We start from the raw sequence: 14,650 nt of genomic DNA on the forward strand, positions 1-14,650 counted from the left end.
CCTCCAATGAGACGGGTGGCCAGCAAGAAGGAAAGCCGCCATGGCGCCGCCAAAGATTCCACATCTGCTCATTGTTGAAGCGCGTTTTTACGATGACATGTCCGATGCCCTGCTCAACGGTGCGAAAACCGCACTGGAAGAGGGCGGCGCGACCTTCGATGTCGTCACCGTTCCCGGGGCGCTCGAAATTCCACCGGCCATTGCGATGGCGCTTGATGCGATGGACGAGGGCGGCGCCGAATATGACGGTTTCGTTGCGCTTGGCGTTGTCATACGCGGCGAGACCCATCATTTCGATATCGTCGCCAATGAATCCGCCCGCGGACTGATGACGCTTTCCGTCTCGGAATCGCTGGCGCTCGGCAATGGCATCATGACCACCGAGGATGCCGAGCAGGCCTGGGAGCGGGTGAGCAAGGACAAGCTCGACAAGGGTGGCTTTGCTGCCCGCGCGGCGCTCACCATGATTGCACTGAAAGACAGGCTGGCAGGCTAACCGTGACGACAGAGCAAAATCCGGAACCGGCAGTCAAAACTGCCAACCAGCGCGGTGCAGCAAGGCTGGCCGCAGTTCAGGCGCTCTATCAGATGGACATCGGCGGCGCCGGTGTGCTTGAGGTCGTCGCCGAATATGAAGCCCACAGGCTTGGCCATGAGATTGACGGCGAACAGTATCGCCCCGCCGATGCCGCCTGGTTCAAGGCAGTCGTTTCGGGCGTGGTGGAAAACCAGCGCGCCCTTGACCCGGTGATCCGCTCAAGTTTGACCGAAGACTGGCCGCTGTCCCGGCTCGACGCGACGCTTCGGGCTATCCTGCGTGCCGGGGCCTGGGAGCTTTCGAGCAAAAAAGATGTGCCCGTGGCAGTGATTGTGACCGAATATGTCGACGTTGCACGCGCCTTCTTCGAGGAAGACGAGCCCAAGATCGTCAATGCCGTGCTTGATCGCCTGGCGCGCAAATACCGGGCCGAGCAAACCCCGAAGCAGGGCTGAGCGCCATGGCGTTTCTTGATCGGGTTGGCCTTGCCGGGGCCAATGAGGCTGAAAACCTTGCGCGGCGCAACGCGTTGTTGCTGTCCGCCTCGCAGGCCTTCGGCGGCGCGGCCGCTCCGATTGCGATTTCCATGGGTGGGCTTGCCGGTTTTTATCTGCTCGGTGCGGACAAATCGCTTGCCACCGCACCGGTGACTGGTTTCAATCTCGGTGTTGCCGTGGGCGCGCTGCCGGCCGCGTGGCTGATGCGTCAGGTCGGGCGGCGCCACGGCTTTCTTTCCGGCATGGTGATGACCGCGCTTGGGGGCATTGTCTCCGCGATCGCGCTGTTTCGCCATGATTTCTGGCTGTTTGCCATCGGTATGGCGTTGATCGGTCTCGGCGGTTCCTTTGTTCAGCAGTACCGCTTTGCCGCCGCCGACGGCTCGCCCACCAATTTCAAGGCTCAGGCGATTTCCTGGGTGCTGGCAGGTGGTGTGTTCGCTGCCATTATCGGTCCGCAAACGGTAATTTTCACCCGCGAACTGTTCGCCCCGGTGATGTTTGCCGGCTCCTTTGTTGCGCTTGTGCCGCTGGCTTTGATCACCATGGGGATCCTGTGGTTCCTCAAGATCCCGGAAGACACGAAACCCGGCGATGCGGACCATGACGACACTCCAGCGCGTCCGCTTCTCGAGATCATCAGCCAGACGCGCTTTATCACTGCAATGATCTGCGGTGTGGGATCCTACGCGCTGATGACCTTCATGATGACCGGCGCGCCGCTGGCCATGGTTGGCTGCGGGTTCTCCCCCGAGCTCGCCACACTCGGCATCCAATGGCATGTCATGGCGATGTTTTTGCCAAGCTTCTTCACCGGCAAGCTGATCGCCCGCTTTGGACGGGACACGATCACCGCGACCGGCCTTGTGATCCTGCTTGGCTGTGCCGTCGTCGCCCATATGGGCATTGAGCTGTGGCACTTCTGGTCGGCACTGGTGCTTCTGGGTGTCGGCTGGAATTTCGGCTTTATCGGGGCCACCACCATGGTGACCATGACCTACCGGGCGTCGGAGAAGAACAAAGTGCAGGGTTTTCACGATGTCACCCTGTTCGGCATCGTAGCCTTCTCGTCGCTGATGTCTGGCAAGGTGCTCAACGCCTGGGGCTGGGACGCGCTCAACAGCCTGTTTTGGCCGGTGGCCGCATTCTGTCTCATCGCCCTGGCTGCGCAGAACCTGTGGGAACGCCGCCGCGCCTTGGTCTGAGCCAAGACATCGGTTTATTGCTGCGAAATTCAGCAAAATGGCGTCCGATCTGGCAGTTTCCCAAGTCTAAAATGACTGCGCGGGCAATAAGACCATCTGCGCCCTTGACGACACCCTGCCTTAGTCGCAATCATCCGCCGCGATGCGGCAGGGGGTTTGGGCATGTGGTCTGCGCCCCTCTCGCCGTATGAACTGTTGGCCGGGGGGAGTTCTATTGGATCCGGCCATTTTGGAGGGAAATCAGCATGTCAGTACTTTTTGCTGTCATCGCCTGTGGAGTGCTTTCCGTTGTCTACGCCATTTGGGCGACCAAGTCGGTTATGGCAGCCGATCAGGGCAACGCACGCATGCAGGAGATTGCAGGTTACATTCGTGAAGGCGCTCAGGCCTATCTGAACCGCCAGTACACCACCATCGCCATCGTCGGCGCTGTGGTTTGTGTCATCACTTTCGCGCTTCTGGGCGCAACTGCCGCCATTGGCTTTTTGATCGGGGCAGTGCTGTCTGGCGCTGCGGGCTATGTCGGAATGCACGTCTCGGTGCGGGCCAATGTGCGCACGGCGCAAGCCTCTGCGGTCAATCTCGCCGGCGGCCTGGACATTGCCTTCAAGGCGGGCGCCATCACCGGCATGCTGGTGGCAGGTCTCGCGCTGTTGGGTGTGGCGGTCTATTACTGGATCCTGACCGGCCCGATGGCGCTTGCCACGGACAGCCGGCAGGTGATCGATGCGCTCGTTGCCCTGGGCTTCGGCGCGTCGCTGATTTCGATCTTCGCCCGTCTGGGCGGCGGCATCTTCACCAAGGGTGCTGATGTTGGCGGCGATCTCGTCGGCAAGGTCGAAGCCGGGATCCCGGAGGACGACCCACGCAACCCTGCCACCATCGCGGACAATGTCGGCGACAATGTCGGTGACTGCGCCGGCATGGCTGCTGACCTGTTCGAAACCTATGCGGTGACCGTGGTCGCCACCATGGTTCTGGCTGCCATCTTCTTCGGCGGCATGGATGTCTTGGGTTCGGCGATGCTCTACCCGCTTGCGATTTGTGGCGCTTCGATCATCACCTCGATCATCGGCACATTCTTCGTCAAGCTCGGCACCAACGGCTCCATCATGGGCGCGCTCTACAAGGGCCTGATCGTGACCGGCGTTCTGTCGATCATCGGCCTTGGCGGTGCTACCTCGATGACAATCGGCTGGGGTGAAATCGCCGTTATCGACGGCAAGACGATCACCGGCACCAACCTGTTCATCTGCGGTATCGTCGGTCTGATCGTCACGGCTTTGATCGTGGTGATCACCGAGTACTACACCGGCACCAACAAGCGGCCGGTCAACTCGATCAGCCAGGCGTCGGTTACCGGTCACGGCACCAACGTGATCCAGGGCCTCGCCATCTCGCTGGAGTCGACGGCTCTGCCGGCGATCGTCATCGTTGGCGGCATCATCTCGACCTACCAGCTCGGCGGCTTGTTCGGCACGGGCATCGCGGTCACAGCCATGCTTGGCATCGCCGGCATGATCGTGGCACTCGACGCGTTCGGTCCGGTCACCGACAATGCTGGCGGTATCGCCGAAATGTCGGGTCTTCCGCCGGAAGTCCGTCAGGCGACCGATGCGCTCGACGCGGTTGGCAATACCACCAAGGCGGTCACCAAGGGCTATGCAATCGGCTCGGCCGGTCTTGGTGCGCTGGTGCTGTTTGCGGCCTATTCGAACGACCTTCAGTTCTTTGCCAGACAGGCAAATGCGGAAGGCTCGACGCTCTATCCCTACTTCAAGGATATGGGCGAAATCTCGTTCGATCTGTCCAACCCCTATGTGGTTGCCGGTCTGATCTTCGGTGGTTTGATCCCCTATCTGTTCGGGGGCATTGCCATGACGTCTGTTGGTCGTGCTGCCGGCTCGATCGTGGAAGAAGTCCGCCGGCAGTTCAAGGAAAACCCGGGCATCATGGAAAGCACGCAAAAACCTGATTATGGCCGCGCGGTAGACCTTCTCACCAAGGCCGCGATCCGTGAAATGATCGTGCCGTCGCTGCTGCCGGTCCTTGCTCCGCTGTTCGTCTATTTCGGCGTGCTGCTGATCTCCGGATCCAAGGCCTCGGCCTTTGCTGCTCTTGGCGCATCGCTTCTCGGCGTGATCGTCAACGGCTTGTTCGTTGCCATCTCGATGACCTCGGGCGGCGGCGCATGGGACAACGCCAAGAAATCCTTTGAAGACGGGTTCGTCGACAAGGATGGCGTCAAGCATGAAAAGGGGTCGGAGGCGCACAAGGCGTCCGTCACCGGTGACACGGTTGGCGATCCTTACAAGGACACCGCCGGTCCAGCCGTCAACCCGGCCATCAAGATCACCAACATCGTCGCACTTCTGTTGCTTGCGGTGCTGGCGCACTGATCGATCTTGAGCTTGAAAACAAAAACCCCGCGGAGAGCAATCTCCGCGGGGTTTTCAATTGTATCTCTGTGCCGTCTTGAGCCTGTGTGTGACGCGTCAGCCTTAGAGCACACGGCCAGGTCAGAAAATGCACAAACCCATCACTGGCCGCCGCTAAGAATAGACCTCGCCACCGAGTTGCCCGTTGATTGGCCACTGCCTACACCAGACAGGACCTGCGCCAGGAACGATTTGTCGATGCCGCCGGTCGGTGTGGTCCGCGTGATCATATCAAACACCTTGCCATCCTGCAGGGTGTAGTTTGCAATACGCTCGACCGTGCCTTCGCCGTCAAAATAGACCGCCAGCACAGACTGATCGACGAGCCTTGGCTTCATGAACATCGCGCCGCGAACCCGTCGCTGAGAGATGTAATAGAAGACTTCATTGTCAAATGTCGCCGTTGTCGACGGAGTGCCGAGGGACAGCAGAACCTGTTCGCGGCTCGAACCTACGGGCGTGAGGTCGAGTGCAGTCTGGTCGACCACATAGCCCTGATTGAGCACTTCACTGGTTGAGCAGCCTGCAAGCATGACCGTCGAGATGACCGCGACTGCGGCGCCGAGACGCAAATTCCGTCCGGTTGCCTTGAAAACTCTCATCTTAAACGACATCTCCCCTTGGCGCGTATCTTAGAAGCAGCCATTGCGTTTTGCGTCCCTTTCGGTAAACCAGCTTCCGCATGGATGCAACACGCCAGTCTCCCACGATTGCGATGATATCCAACCGCCATTGAAGGCATTTTCATGATCTGGTCTCTGTTAAAACGAAAAAAATCCAATCAGGCGCTTGTGACGCGCCAATACGAGGCGATCACGGCTGCTGCGCGGTGGCCGGCGTTTTATGAGGAAATGGATGCTCCCGATACGGTGATCGGGCGTTTCGAAATGATCACCCTCCACCTTGTCTTGTACTTGCGCCGTACCTCCTCGTCCGGCCCGGCGGTTCAGGGGCTTGCCCAGGAGGTCCTCGAAGCGTTTTTCGAGGATGTCGATCATTCCATTCGTGAGCTCGGCATTGGTGACACCGGGGTGCCCAAGCGCATGAAGAAATTTGCCCGCATGTTCTATGGCCGGGCCAACTCCTATGGCGAAGCGCTTGAAGCGGCTGATGAGACCGCGCTCGCCGAAGCGCTCAGCCGCAACATTCACCCTGAAGCGGGCGCAGCCGCTCCTTCAATGCAGGCCCTCGCCGAGTGGATGATGAGAGCTGCAACCGCACTTGAGCGGACAGGGGAGGAGACACTCGCGTCGGGCCTTCTGGAGTTCCCGCAGGATCAGACCGGCGCTGGCGCTTAGGCAGGATAGTTTTTCAATGACGATGCATGACAATTCCGTATTTTCCTTTCCGGTCAAGGTTGGCCATGTCTCCGCCAATCCGGTGACAATCACGATTTCGGCCGATCAATCGGATCTCAAGAAGCTTGCAGCACAATGGGGTGTGCTCGAGGTTCGCGCTTTCGATGCGGAGATCGTGATAGGACGTTGGAAACGCGACGGCGTTCGCCTCAAGGGCAACGTCACGGCCACCATGGTGCAGGAATGCGTGGTTACGCTTGATCCGGTAGAACAGTGCATCGACGAGAATCTGGAGGCTGTGTTCCTGCCGGAGAACTCGAGGTTGGTAAAACGGATCACGGATGCCAGTGGCGAAATGTTCCTCGACCCCGAAGGTCCCGATCTGCCCGACACTTTTTCCGGAGACACCATTGATGTCGGCGCTGTTGCAGCCGAGTTCGCAGCGCTTGCCATCGATGCCTATCCCCGCAAGCCGGGCCTTGATTACCTCGACAGGATCGAAAGTGACGAAACGGTGGACAAAAAACCGTCACCCTTTGCTGTTTTGCAGGGGTTTAAGCGCGATGAATAGCGCTGGTCGGATTGCTTTGGGTCACAAATCGGTTGTGTGCAGTGGGAAAAACAGTATTTTCGGCCCACCAATCTGGCCTGAAGTGCCGGAGATAAGGGACGGGGCGTGATCAGAATTTCTGTCGACTTGATGGGTGGGGACCATGGCCCCGAAGTGGTCGTCCCAGGCGTCGCCAAAACGCTGGAGCGTCATCCCGAGATTCGCTTCTTGCTTTTTGGCCTCGAAGAGTCCTGCGCGCCGGTGATTGCCAGATATCCCGCCTTGCGCGAGGCATCCACATTTATCCCTTGCGAAGTCGCGGTGCGGATGGACGACAAGCCCAGCCAGGCGTTGCGCCAGGGCCGCTACAAGTCTTCCATGTGGCGCGCTATTGATGCAGTCAAAACGGGTGATGCCGACGTCTGCGTTTCGGCCGGCAACACCGGTGCGCTGATGGCGATGTCGAAATTCTGCCTGCGCACCATGGCAAACATCGAGCGGCCCGCCATTGCCGCGATCTGGCCGACATTGCGCGGCGAGAGCATTGTGCTCGATGTCGGAGCGACAGTCGGTGCGGATGCGCAGCTGCTCATCGACTTCACCATGATGGGGGCCGCGATGGCGCGGGCTCTTTTCGAGGTTGAGAAGCCCACCGTGGGCTTGCTGAACATCGGTGTTGAGGAAATCAAGGGCCAGGAAGAGGTCAAGGAGGCCGGACGCCTGATCCGCGAGGCTGCGATGCCAAGCTTTGAATATTACGGCTTTGTCGAAGGCGATGACCTGGGCAAGGGAACCGTTGATGTGGTCGTTACCGAAGGCTTTGTCGGCAACGTTGCACTCAAGACAGCGGAAGGGACTGCCCGGCAAATCGCGCAATATCTGCGCGCGGCGATGTCGCGCACCTTGCTGGCGCGGATCGGCTACATTCTCGCCAAGGGCGCCTTTGACCGTCTGCGCGAGAAAATGGACCCCGGCAAGGTCAATGGCGGCGTCTTTCTGGGCCTCAACGGGATTGTTATCAAAAGCCATGGTGGCGCGGACATCGAAGGGTTTGCGGCCGCCGTTGATGTCGGTTACGACATGGCTCGCAACGGTTTGAAAGCCAAGATCGAGCAAGATCTCAACCTTTATCACAAGCGCCGTTCGGCCATAGCGTTGGCGTCTGATGACGTTTCTTCAAATTAGGAACCAAGCATGATCCGTTCTGTAGTTCGCGGTTTTGGGGCACAGTTGCCCGAGCGGGTAATGAAAAACAGTGACCTCGAGAGCATTGTCGAAACCAATGACGACTGGATTGTCCAGCGCACCGGCATTCGTCAGCGCCACATCGCCGGCGAGCAGGAGACTACAGCGTCGCTGGGGGAAATGGCCGCGCGGGCCGCTCTCGAGCGGGCCAACATGACGCCAGCCGATATCGACCTGATCATCTGCGCAACCTCGACGCCCGACAACACCTTTCCCGCCACTGCGGTCAACATTCAGGATCGTCTCGGCATGCACCATGGCGCGGCCTTTGATGTTCAGGCCGTCTGTTCCGGCTTCGTGTTCGCTGTCACCACTGCGGACAGCTACATCAAGTCGGGCCTCGCGCGCCGGGTCCTGGTGATCGGCGCAGAGACGTTCTCGCGCATTCTCGACTGGACTGACCGGACAACCTGCGTGCTGTTCGGCGACGGCGCCGGCGCGATCGTGCTGGAAGCCGAAGAGGGAAGTGGAACCGTTGCCGACCGGGGTGTTCTGACGGCGCATTTGCGCTCCGATGGCGCCCACCGCAAGAAGCTCTATGTTGATGGCGGCCCGTCAACCACGGGGACTGTCGGTCATTTGCGCATGGAGGGCCGCGAGGTTTTCAAACATGCCGTCGGCATGATCACCGATGTGATCGAAGCGGCCTACGGGGCCACCGGGCTGGGCTCTGAAGATATCGATTGGTTCGTACCGCATCAGGCGAACCGTCGGATTATTGACGCTTCGGCGAAAAAGCTCGGGATTGATGATAAAAAAGTAGTAATTACCGTGGATAAGCATGGAAACACATCAGCCGCCTCAATCCCGCTGGCGCTCAATGATGCCGCTTCCGACGGTCGTATCAAAAAAGGCGATCTGGTCCTTCTGGAGGCCATGGGCGGCGGTTTTACATGGGGTTCAGTGCTTCTGCGTTGGTAAAAATTAATGCTTAAAATAGTTTGAGCTGCATCCCGCGCGTAGTTTTCAGTCTCGCTAGCGTAAAGCCTCGGCGATGATCAGAGTTGCTTGACCTTCCCAGGGATGACCCATATTCTTCCTGAAATGCATTTCAGGGCAGCGGGGAAGCTGACCGGTTTGGTGGACTTTATGAGTGGAAAAACGATCACCAGAGCTGATCTTGCTGAAGCGGTTTTCCGCAAGGTAGGGCTGTCGAGAACAGAATCCGCCGAACTTGTTGAAATGGTTCTTGAGGAAGTGTCCAATTCGATTGTGCGCGGAGAGAGCGTGAAGCTGTCGTCTTTCGCGACTTTTCAGGTGCGTGAGAAGAAAGAACGGATCGGCCGGAACCCCAAGACCGGCGAGGAAGTGCCGATCAGCCCACGTCGGGTGATGACGTTCAAGGCATCAAATGTGCTTAAGAACCGGGTGCTCAAGGGCCACTTGGCACGCAAGGGCAAGGGCAAGCCCTGACCGGAACCCGTTTGATATCGGCCAAAGCCTTGGAGTGAACGACAATCGATCGCTCCAGATCATTCAAGAACGAGCACCATTCCAGCCCATCCCGGACTTGATATTCGTTTGGCAAAGCGTTGAAGTATGAGAAGCCCGATGGCGCTCTCAGCGATTCGTCCTGTACGGTCGGATTGATATGAGTCCTTGGGGCAGTGCGGCTCCTGTACATTGCCGCGAAGGCTTCGCGCCTGGGCCGGAAACGGCCCACAATTGTGGTTGAATCACGGAGTTGCCCCATGGACAAAAGCCCTGACGCATTCCGGACCATATCCGAGGTCGCCGACGACCTCGATCTTCCACAGCATGTGCTCAGATTCTGGGAGACAAGGTTTACTCAGATCAAGCCGATGAAGCGCGGCGGCGGACGTCGTTATTATCGGCCGGACGATGTCGAACTGCTCAAGGGAATTCGGACGCTGCTTTATGATCAGGGCTACACCATCAAGGGTGTCCAGAAACTGCTCAAGCAAAACGGCAACAAGTTCGTCATCGCAATCGGTTCCGGCGACATGGCCGCCGTCGAGGCGTTGTCCACCAGCATCGCTGAGGACAAGCCGCCGGCGCCCCGTGCTGCCGCTGGGGCGGAAGAGGACCAGCTCGTCGGCAAGGCCCGGTTGCCATCAACACGGCGCTTTTTCGGGCTTGGCGGAGACGCGGGCAAACCCGGGGAAGAAGCGCACGAGCCTGACAGCAAGGCCGGGATGTCACGCGATGACAGGGCGCTGCTTCAAGAAGCGCTCTATGATCTCCTCGAGTGCAAACGGCTTCTCGACCAGGTCCGCTGATTTACCAGGCGCGATGACATGCTGCCACTGCGCGATCCACAAAGCCCTCACGTTATCCCTCTCATGCCCGTCGGGCATCCGGGAGCAGCTCCCAATCGATGCGGTGAGCGCGCTGAACGCTTCGGCACGTGTGGCGGAGCGTCACGAATTGGCAGTGAAACCCTCAAAATACGACCTCAAATCCTCCCGGGAGAATTGGGTCTCGATCTCTTCGGGCGTCATTGTTTTGGGGCCGAACCAGGGAAATTTGCGGTCATCGAAACTCTCGGTCAGGAAGTCGATGAAGTTCCTGTGCCGGGCGCTTTTGGTAACCTCGGGATGTGTGGCAAGCCAGATCTCGACCCGGAAATCGAAACCCAGGTCGATATGCTCGACATTGCCGCCAATCGCACGTGCGTAGTTGGGCATCAGGCCGATACCCGCCCCCTTGGCAACCGCCCAGTAATGGGCCGATGAGAAATTGGTTTTCATGCGAACCATGCGGTTGGCAATCTGGGGCCCGAAGATCTTGTCCAGCTCATATCCGCGCAACTGGTCCGTCTGCTGCTCGACCACACGGTGATTGACCATGTCCGCGACGTTTTTGGGATGTCCGAATCTTTCGAGATAGCTCCGGCTGGCAAAGGGTTTGAGATGCAGATAGCCAAGCCGTTTGGTCTTGAGTTCCGGGCGGTTGGGGCGTTCGAGTTGCACCGAGATATCAGCTTCCATCCGCAAGACGTCGACCGAGCGCATGGCGCATTGCAGCTCGATCCGGTTCTGAGCGCCGGTATCGTTCATGTAATCGACAATGCGTGGTGTCAGCCAGAAGCTCCCGAGCCCCTCGGTGATGGCCAGCCTGATCGGTCCGTTGGCGTCCCGTTCAGCCATTGAGGCCACGCGCCACATGTCCGAGACGGAGTTTTCGACATCACGGGCGGCCAGCACGACCCTTCGGCCCTCATCGGTCAGCCTCACGCCTTCGGATTCTCGAAACAGCAGCGGATACCCCAATATGTCTTCGAGACGGGATATTGTTCTTCGCACTGTGTTGACGGACATGCCAAGTTCTTCGGCCGCCTTGCGAAAGCTGTAAAGCCTGGCGACGGCGAGAAATACCCGAATGCTGTTCCAGTCCGCGTTACGCCATTGGTGTTCCATGGGTGGAACTCTCTGTGCTCGAATTTGCCAAAGTCATACGGTCCGAGTGTGGCTAAGGTGCCCCTAATTTAGGGGAGCTAACCTATGCCGACCACACCAGAAGATAGTCTTTCTTCATCGAATGCAAGTCTACTTAGAACCGAAGCGGCACAGGAGGCCGAGCGGATGCTTCGTGCCGCAGCCCTCGTAACGGTCACCAACAGGCTCGAGCGGACGGATGTTCCGAGACTGCTGGAAGCCGCAGGCAAAGCCATCGGCCAGCTTGCGGCCCCCGAAACGGTGATCCGCGTCGGCGAAAAGAACCCTGATGCCATCTGGCTGTTCGCCCGTCGGGGCCGGTCCCGGCCCGAGGGCTTCATGTCCGCGCTTCTTCTCAATGAAAAGGGCCGGTCGGCCTTGTTGGAAGGCGGTCTCGATCTGCTCGATCCGCAGGATGAGTATCTGGTCAGTCAGCACGAGCGTCCCGCGGCGATCTATGTCTGGGCCAGTTACACACCCGGAGTCCTTGCAGCGGGCATCAATCGTGTGATGGACCGCTTTGATTCACCGCATTATGCCGACGCGGATGTGATCTCGACGTCTTTCACCATCCGTGGGCACCGTGCAATGGTGCGCCGGGGTTTCGAGCAGGGTGTCTGGCATGATGGCCGGTTTCTGGACGATTTCTACATGATCCCCCGGCGTCCCAAGACCCTTGCTGAACGTTTGCCACGCTACGCGACACACGACTCCACGCTCAGGCCCACGGGCATCCGGGTGGTCAATGATTTTGATGACATGATGCGTATCGCGGCAATCCGCTCAGCCGTATATATCGGCGAGCAGGCCTGTCCTTATGATGAAGAGTTCGATGGAAACGATCTGGCGTCGACCCATCTGCTGGCGTTCATCGACAACGAGCCGGTTGGCTGCATGCGGATACGGTTCTTCGGCGATTTTGCCAAGATGGAACGGCTCGCCGTCCGCAAGGAGTACCGCCGTTCACGCGCTGCATTCGATCTGGTCCGCGCCAGTGTGGCTCTGTGCAAGGAGAAGGGGTACCGGCGGATTTATGGCCATGCGCGCCAGGATTACCTGCCTTTCTGGCAGAGCTTCGGCTTCAAGGTCAACGAAAACGGCGCACCGTTTGCCTTTTCCGACCAGGTGTTTGTGGAGATGGTCGATGACATTGAACCGTCACCCACCGCTCTCTCGCTCAAGGACGGCCCCTATCGCCTGATCCGTCCGGAGGGGCACTGGCACAAACCAGGTCCGCTGGAACTCTCAGCGGATCGGCAAAACGCGCTTCACACCGCGCAAGTCTAGAGGGATTGGTTATGGAAGACGTCGATTCCGGTTCCTACGCCTGGATCATCCGAACGCTGGTGACATGCCGGGAGGAGGCCGATCGACTCGAACGGAGCAGCCTGAGCAACTTGATCAACATGGCGGTGCTGCAAACCGCCTTGGATTGGGAGGGCGCGGAGCCGTCGAGGAGCGATGAAACAAGCCTCGATGCTTTGTTGCGCTTGAAAATGAAACTCGCGTTTTCAGAACGGAGCGACAATGTCGTCCTTCTGGGCTCGAAAACCGCCGGGGAAGCCTAACGTCCTGCGGTTTGCCGGGTGGGTGCATGGGTTGACGCCACCGTCCGCGGCGCACCCACCCGGTTCAGAATTGAGGGATTGCCGTGTTTGCGGCAGATCCCCGTACATTAAAAAACCCGGACTGCTGAGTGCAGGCCGGGTTTTCCTTTTGTGTGCTCTGGAGTGCCTGTTCAGGATGTCAGGCGCAGCTTGACCACACCTTTCTTGATGGCGTCGAAGATCGGCGTCAGCTGCTGCCGGGACGGGGCGTCGAAATAGTGTGCCGAACTCGTTGCGCATTCCTCCAGCATTTTCCCGGTTCCCACATCCGCTTCCTCAAGCCGGATCGTGTAGATCGTAACACCATCCTCCTTGGCGTTTTCACAGGCGGCTTTAGTCTTCTTGTCCAGCGCATTGTTGGTCTGACCAATGTTGGCGGCTGTCATCCCGTCCAGGCGACCATCAACGAGGTAGCCCATGCTGGTGTAGGCTGACCCCAGGTCATTGTTCAGGTTGCCGAATGAGTTCTGCCCATCGGTGAGGAAAATCATGATCTTCTCGACCGATGCATCGCTCTTCGGGGCGCCCTGGGCAAAGGGTTCCCGGTCCGACAGCACGCGCCAGCCCCACATCACGCCTTCAAGCATGTTGGTGGAGCCGTTTGCCTCCAGCGCCTTGACCGTCGTCCTGATTTTGCTGAAGTCGGTCGTCAGCGGCACCAGAGGCTCCATTTCGCATCCGAAACCCGGGCCCTTGGGATCCTTCTTGTTCGAGTAGAAATTCGATGGCGAATTGTCGACCTTCACCTTTTTCCATTTTCCGGTGAGAGCAATCGCGTCATCGGTGTTTTTGGGTTTCTTGTATTCGCCGGTTTTCCCATACCGGGCCAACTGATCCTGTTTTTCCGCTTCGGTGGCTTTGTTGCCTTTCACCGGCTTGCCGCCATCAGGAAGGTAGGAGTTGGGATAGCCCCATTTGTTGTCCGGTTCGTCGATGGCGAAGAACGGAGTAAACAGCGATTTCGGATCTGTAATGTCGGGCACGGTATCTTTTACATCGTGCAAGATTTTGTCGGCGGGAACGCGTGTTTCGACACAGCCGGGCCACTCCACCTTCAGATGGTTGAACATCGCGAAGCGGCTGAAGTCCGAAGGCAGATCGGATTGCGGGATCGGCGCTTTTGCATCCTGGTCAATCCAGGCCGCAGCCGGCTTCTTGACCTTGCCCGCACCGTTGATCGTAGGCCCGTATTCTGGTCCGACATTGACAAACCCCGCATAGGGCACGACTGCAAACTTGAGCTGTTCCTTGTTGAGGCCCAATGCTTCCATGCCATCAACCAAGCCGATCACCGCATTCTGCAGGGAGGTCAGCTTGCCGCCCAGCATGGAGCCGGTGGTGTCAAGTACCAGCGCGATTTCATACTTTGTATAGGCGTATGTCGCGGTTGCCTCGGCGCTCACGGCTGCATTCTTTCTGCCCATGAAGCCACCGAAGACCAGCGCTTGGTCCATGCTGGCCTTGACTGTCGCGTCACCGTCAACCATCGATACGGCAACTTTTGCAACGTTGATGCCGTAGTTGGTGGTGATCGTGGTTTTCGCCAGTTTCATGGCCTGGGTTTCGCTCATGTCGCCTGCACGCGCGATCAAGAGGGCCGCGGAGTCGACAGCATTCTGAAGCTTGCTCTTTTCAACGCTCAGCCCGACATAATCGACGGCCAATCCTCCAGCGACCATTACCGGGACGGCAAGAATTCCGAATACCAGCGCAAAGTTGCCAGATGTGTCCTTCAAAAACGATGACGTATGGTTCATAAGCGAGATCCCGACCCTGGTTGCTGTATTGATGGTTCAATCTGCCTGTAAGCGAGAAAGCCCCTCCAAAATTCCGACCTGTATTTCATTCACAAGTCGCAGAATAATTAGGAGTGT

The 14,650-nt window shown here is 58.5% G+C and carries 15 protein-coding genes; 12 read left to right on the forward strand and 3 right to left on the reverse strand.

Annotated elements, in window-relative coordinates; all coding sequences use genetic code 11:
• Positions 1-40 precede the first annotated feature (40 nt).
• The 4 genes from ribH (at position 41) to HPDFL43_RS08520 (ending at position 4,639) form a co-directional block, all read left to right on the forward strand.
• Positions 41-496 carry a 6,7-dimethyl-8-ribityllumazine synthase gene (ribH, locus tag HPDFL43_RS08505; protein WP_007196903.1) on the forward strand — a complete coding sequence of 152 codons (456 nt, stop codon included), beginning with the start codon at positions 41-43 and terminating at the stop codon, positions 494-496.
• A 2-nt stretch (positions 497-498) separates the two neighbouring features.
• The gene (gene nusB / locus HPDFL43_RS08510; RefSeq protein WP_007196904.1) at positions 499-993 is read left to right on the forward strand and encodes a transcription antitermination factor NusB; all 495 of its coding nucleotides are present in this window, start codon (positions 499-501) and stop codon (positions 991-993) included.
• A 5-nt stretch (positions 994-998) separates the two neighbouring features.
• On the forward strand, positions 999-2,240 hold the full coding sequence (locus HPDFL43_RS08515; RefSeq protein WP_007196905.1) for an MFS transporter: 1,242 nt from the start codon (positions 999-1,001) through the stop codon (positions 2,238-2,240).
• A 245-nt stretch (positions 2,241-2,485) separates the two neighbouring features.
• The gene (locus tag HPDFL43_RS08520; RefSeq protein ID WP_040449141.1) at positions 2,486-4,639 is read left to right on the forward strand and encodes a sodium-translocating pyrophosphatase; all 2,154 of its coding nucleotides are present in this window, start codon (positions 2,486-2,488) and stop codon (positions 4,637-4,639) included.
• A 140-nt stretch (positions 4,640-4,779) separates the two neighbouring features.
• On the opposite strand, the gene HPDFL43_RS08525 is transcribed toward HPDFL43_RS08520, so the two are convergent.
• The gene (locus HPDFL43_RS08525) at positions 4,780-5,280 is read right to left on the reverse strand and encodes an outer membrane protein assembly factor BamE (protein WP_210165630.1); all 501 of its coding nucleotides are present in this window, start codon (positions 5,278-5,280) and stop codon (positions 4,780-4,782) included.
• 144 nt (positions 5,281-5,424) lie between these two features.
• On the opposite strand from HPDFL43_RS08525, the gene HPDFL43_RS08530 reads away from it, so the two are divergent.
• From HPDFL43_RS08530 to HPDFL43_RS08555, 6 genes are all read left to right on the forward strand, one after another.
• Positions 5,425-5,976 carry a ubiquinol-cytochrome C chaperone family protein gene (locus tag HPDFL43_RS08530; protein WP_007196910.1) on the forward strand — a complete coding sequence of 184 codons (552 nt, stop codon included), beginning with the start codon at positions 5,425-5,427 and terminating at the stop codon, positions 5,974-5,976.
• A gap of 16 nt (positions 5,977-5,992) precedes the next feature.
• Positions 5,993-6,547, forward strand: a complete 555-nt coding sequence (locus tag HPDFL43_RS08535) for a YceD family protein (RefSeq protein WP_040449143.1) — start codon at positions 5,993-5,995, stop codon at positions 6,545-6,547.
• A gap of 105 nt (positions 6,548-6,652) precedes the next feature.
• On the forward strand, positions 6,653-7,711 hold the full coding sequence (gene plsX, locus HPDFL43_RS08540) for a phosphate acyltransferase PlsX (RefSeq protein WP_007196912.1): 1,059 nt from the start codon (positions 6,653-6,655) through the stop codon (positions 7,709-7,711).
• A gap of 9 nt (positions 7,712-7,720) precedes the next feature.
• Positions 7,721-8,692, forward strand: a complete 972-nt coding sequence (locus HPDFL43_RS08545; protein ID WP_040449144.1) for a beta-ketoacyl-ACP synthase III — start codon at positions 7,721-7,723, stop codon at positions 8,690-8,692.
• Positions 8,693-8,860: 168 nt separating this feature from the next.
• On the forward strand, positions 8,861-9,184 hold the full coding sequence (locus HPDFL43_RS08550; protein WP_007196914.1) for an integration host factor subunit alpha: 324 nt from the start codon (positions 8,861-8,863) through the stop codon (positions 9,182-9,184).
• A 278-nt stretch (positions 9,185-9,462) separates the two neighbouring features.
• Positions 9,463-10,011 (forward strand): MerR family transcriptional regulator, encoded by a 549-nt coding sequence (locus HPDFL43_RS08555; protein ID WP_007196915.1) that lies wholly within the window; start codon positions 9,463-9,465, stop codon positions 10,009-10,011.
• Between the two features lie 141 nt (positions 10,012-10,152).
• Here the strand turns inward: HPDFL43_RS08555 and HPDFL43_RS08560 are convergent, their stop codons facing one another.
• On the reverse strand, positions 10,153-11,151 hold the full coding sequence (locus tag HPDFL43_RS08560) for a LysR family transcriptional regulator (RefSeq protein ID WP_007196916.1): 999 nt from the start codon (positions 11,149-11,151) through the stop codon (positions 10,153-10,155).
• 84 nt (positions 11,152-11,235) lie between these two features.
• On the opposite strand from HPDFL43_RS08560, the gene HPDFL43_RS22370 reads away from it, so the two are divergent.
• Positions 11,236-12,456, forward strand: coding sequence for a GNAT family N-acetyltransferase (locus HPDFL43_RS22370; RefSeq protein ID WP_342586390.1), 1,221 nt, complete (start codon positions 11,236-11,238; stop codon positions 12,454-12,456).
• Between the two features lie 11 nt (positions 12,457-12,467).
• On the forward strand, positions 12,468-12,737 hold the full coding sequence (locus HPDFL43_RS08570) for a P-loop NTPase family protein (protein WP_007196918.1): 270 nt from the start codon (positions 12,468-12,470) through the stop codon (positions 12,735-12,737).
• A gap of 170 nt (positions 12,738-12,907) precedes the next feature.
• Here HPDFL43_RS08570 and HPDFL43_RS08575 read toward each other — a convergent pair whose 3' ends face one another.
• Entirely contained in the window at positions 12,908-14,533 is a 1,626-nt protein-coding gene (locus tag HPDFL43_RS08575; protein ID WP_007196919.1) for a pilus assembly protein, read from the reverse strand.
• Positions 14,534-14,650: the final 117 nt, after the last annotated feature.

Source organism: Hoeflea phototrophica DFL-43 (assembly GCF_000154705.2).
In the GTDB taxonomy this organism is placed as follows: Bacteria; Pseudomonadota; Alphaproteobacteria; order Rhizobiales; family Rhizobiaceae; genus Hoeflea; species Hoeflea phototrophica.

Bases quoted from the DNA above. Each gene is read 5' to 3' on its own strand.
- ribH (WP_007196903.1), top strand. From the start codon at position 41: ATGGCGCCGCCAAAGATTCCACATCTGCTCATTGTTGAAGCGCGTTTT.
- HPDFL43_RS08515 (WP_007196905.1), top strand. From the start codon at position 999: ATGGCGTTTCTTGATCGGGTTGGCCTTGCCGGGGCCAATGAGGCTGAA.
- HPDFL43_RS08520 (WP_040449141.1), top strand. From the start codon at position 2,486: ATGTCAGTACTTTTTGCTGTCATCGCCTGTGGAGTGCTTTCCGTTGTC.
- HPDFL43_RS08525 (WP_210165630.1), bottom strand. From the start codon at position 5,280: ATGAGAGTTTTCAAGGCAACCGGACGGAATTTGCGTCTCGGCGCCGCA.
- HPDFL43_RS08530 (WP_007196910.1), top strand. From the start codon at position 5,425: ATGATCTGGTCTCTGTTAAAACGAAAAAAATCCAATCAGGCGCTTGTG.
- HPDFL43_RS08535 (WP_040449143.1), top strand. From the start codon at position 5,993: ATGACGATGCATGACAATTCCGTATTTTCCTTTCCGGTCAAGGTTGGC.
- HPDFL43_RS08545 (WP_040449144.1), top strand. From the start codon at position 7,721: ATGATCCGTTCTGTAGTTCGCGGTTTTGGGGCACAGTTGCCCGAGCGG.
- HPDFL43_RS08550 (WP_007196914.1), top strand. From the start codon at position 8,861: ATGAGTGGAAAAACGATCACCAGAGCTGATCTTGCTGAAGCGGTTTTC.
- HPDFL43_RS08555 (WP_007196915.1), top strand. From the start codon at position 9,463: ATGGACAAAAGCCCTGACGCATTCCGGACCATATCCGAGGTCGCCGAC.
- HPDFL43_RS08560 (WP_007196916.1), bottom strand. From the start codon at position 11,151: ATGGAACACCAATGGCGTAACGCGGACTGGAACAGCATTCGGGTATTT.
- HPDFL43_RS22370 (WP_342586390.1), top strand. From the start codon at position 11,236: ATGCCGACCACACCAGAAGATAGTCTTTCTTCATCGAATGCAAGTCTA.
- HPDFL43_RS08570 (WP_007196918.1), top strand. From the start codon at position 12,468: ATGGAAGACGTCGATTCCGGTTCCTACGCCTGGATCATCCGAACGCTG.
- HPDFL43_RS08575 (WP_007196919.1), bottom strand. From the start codon at position 14,533: ATGAACCATACGTCATCGTTTTTGAAGGACACATCTGGCAACTTTGCG.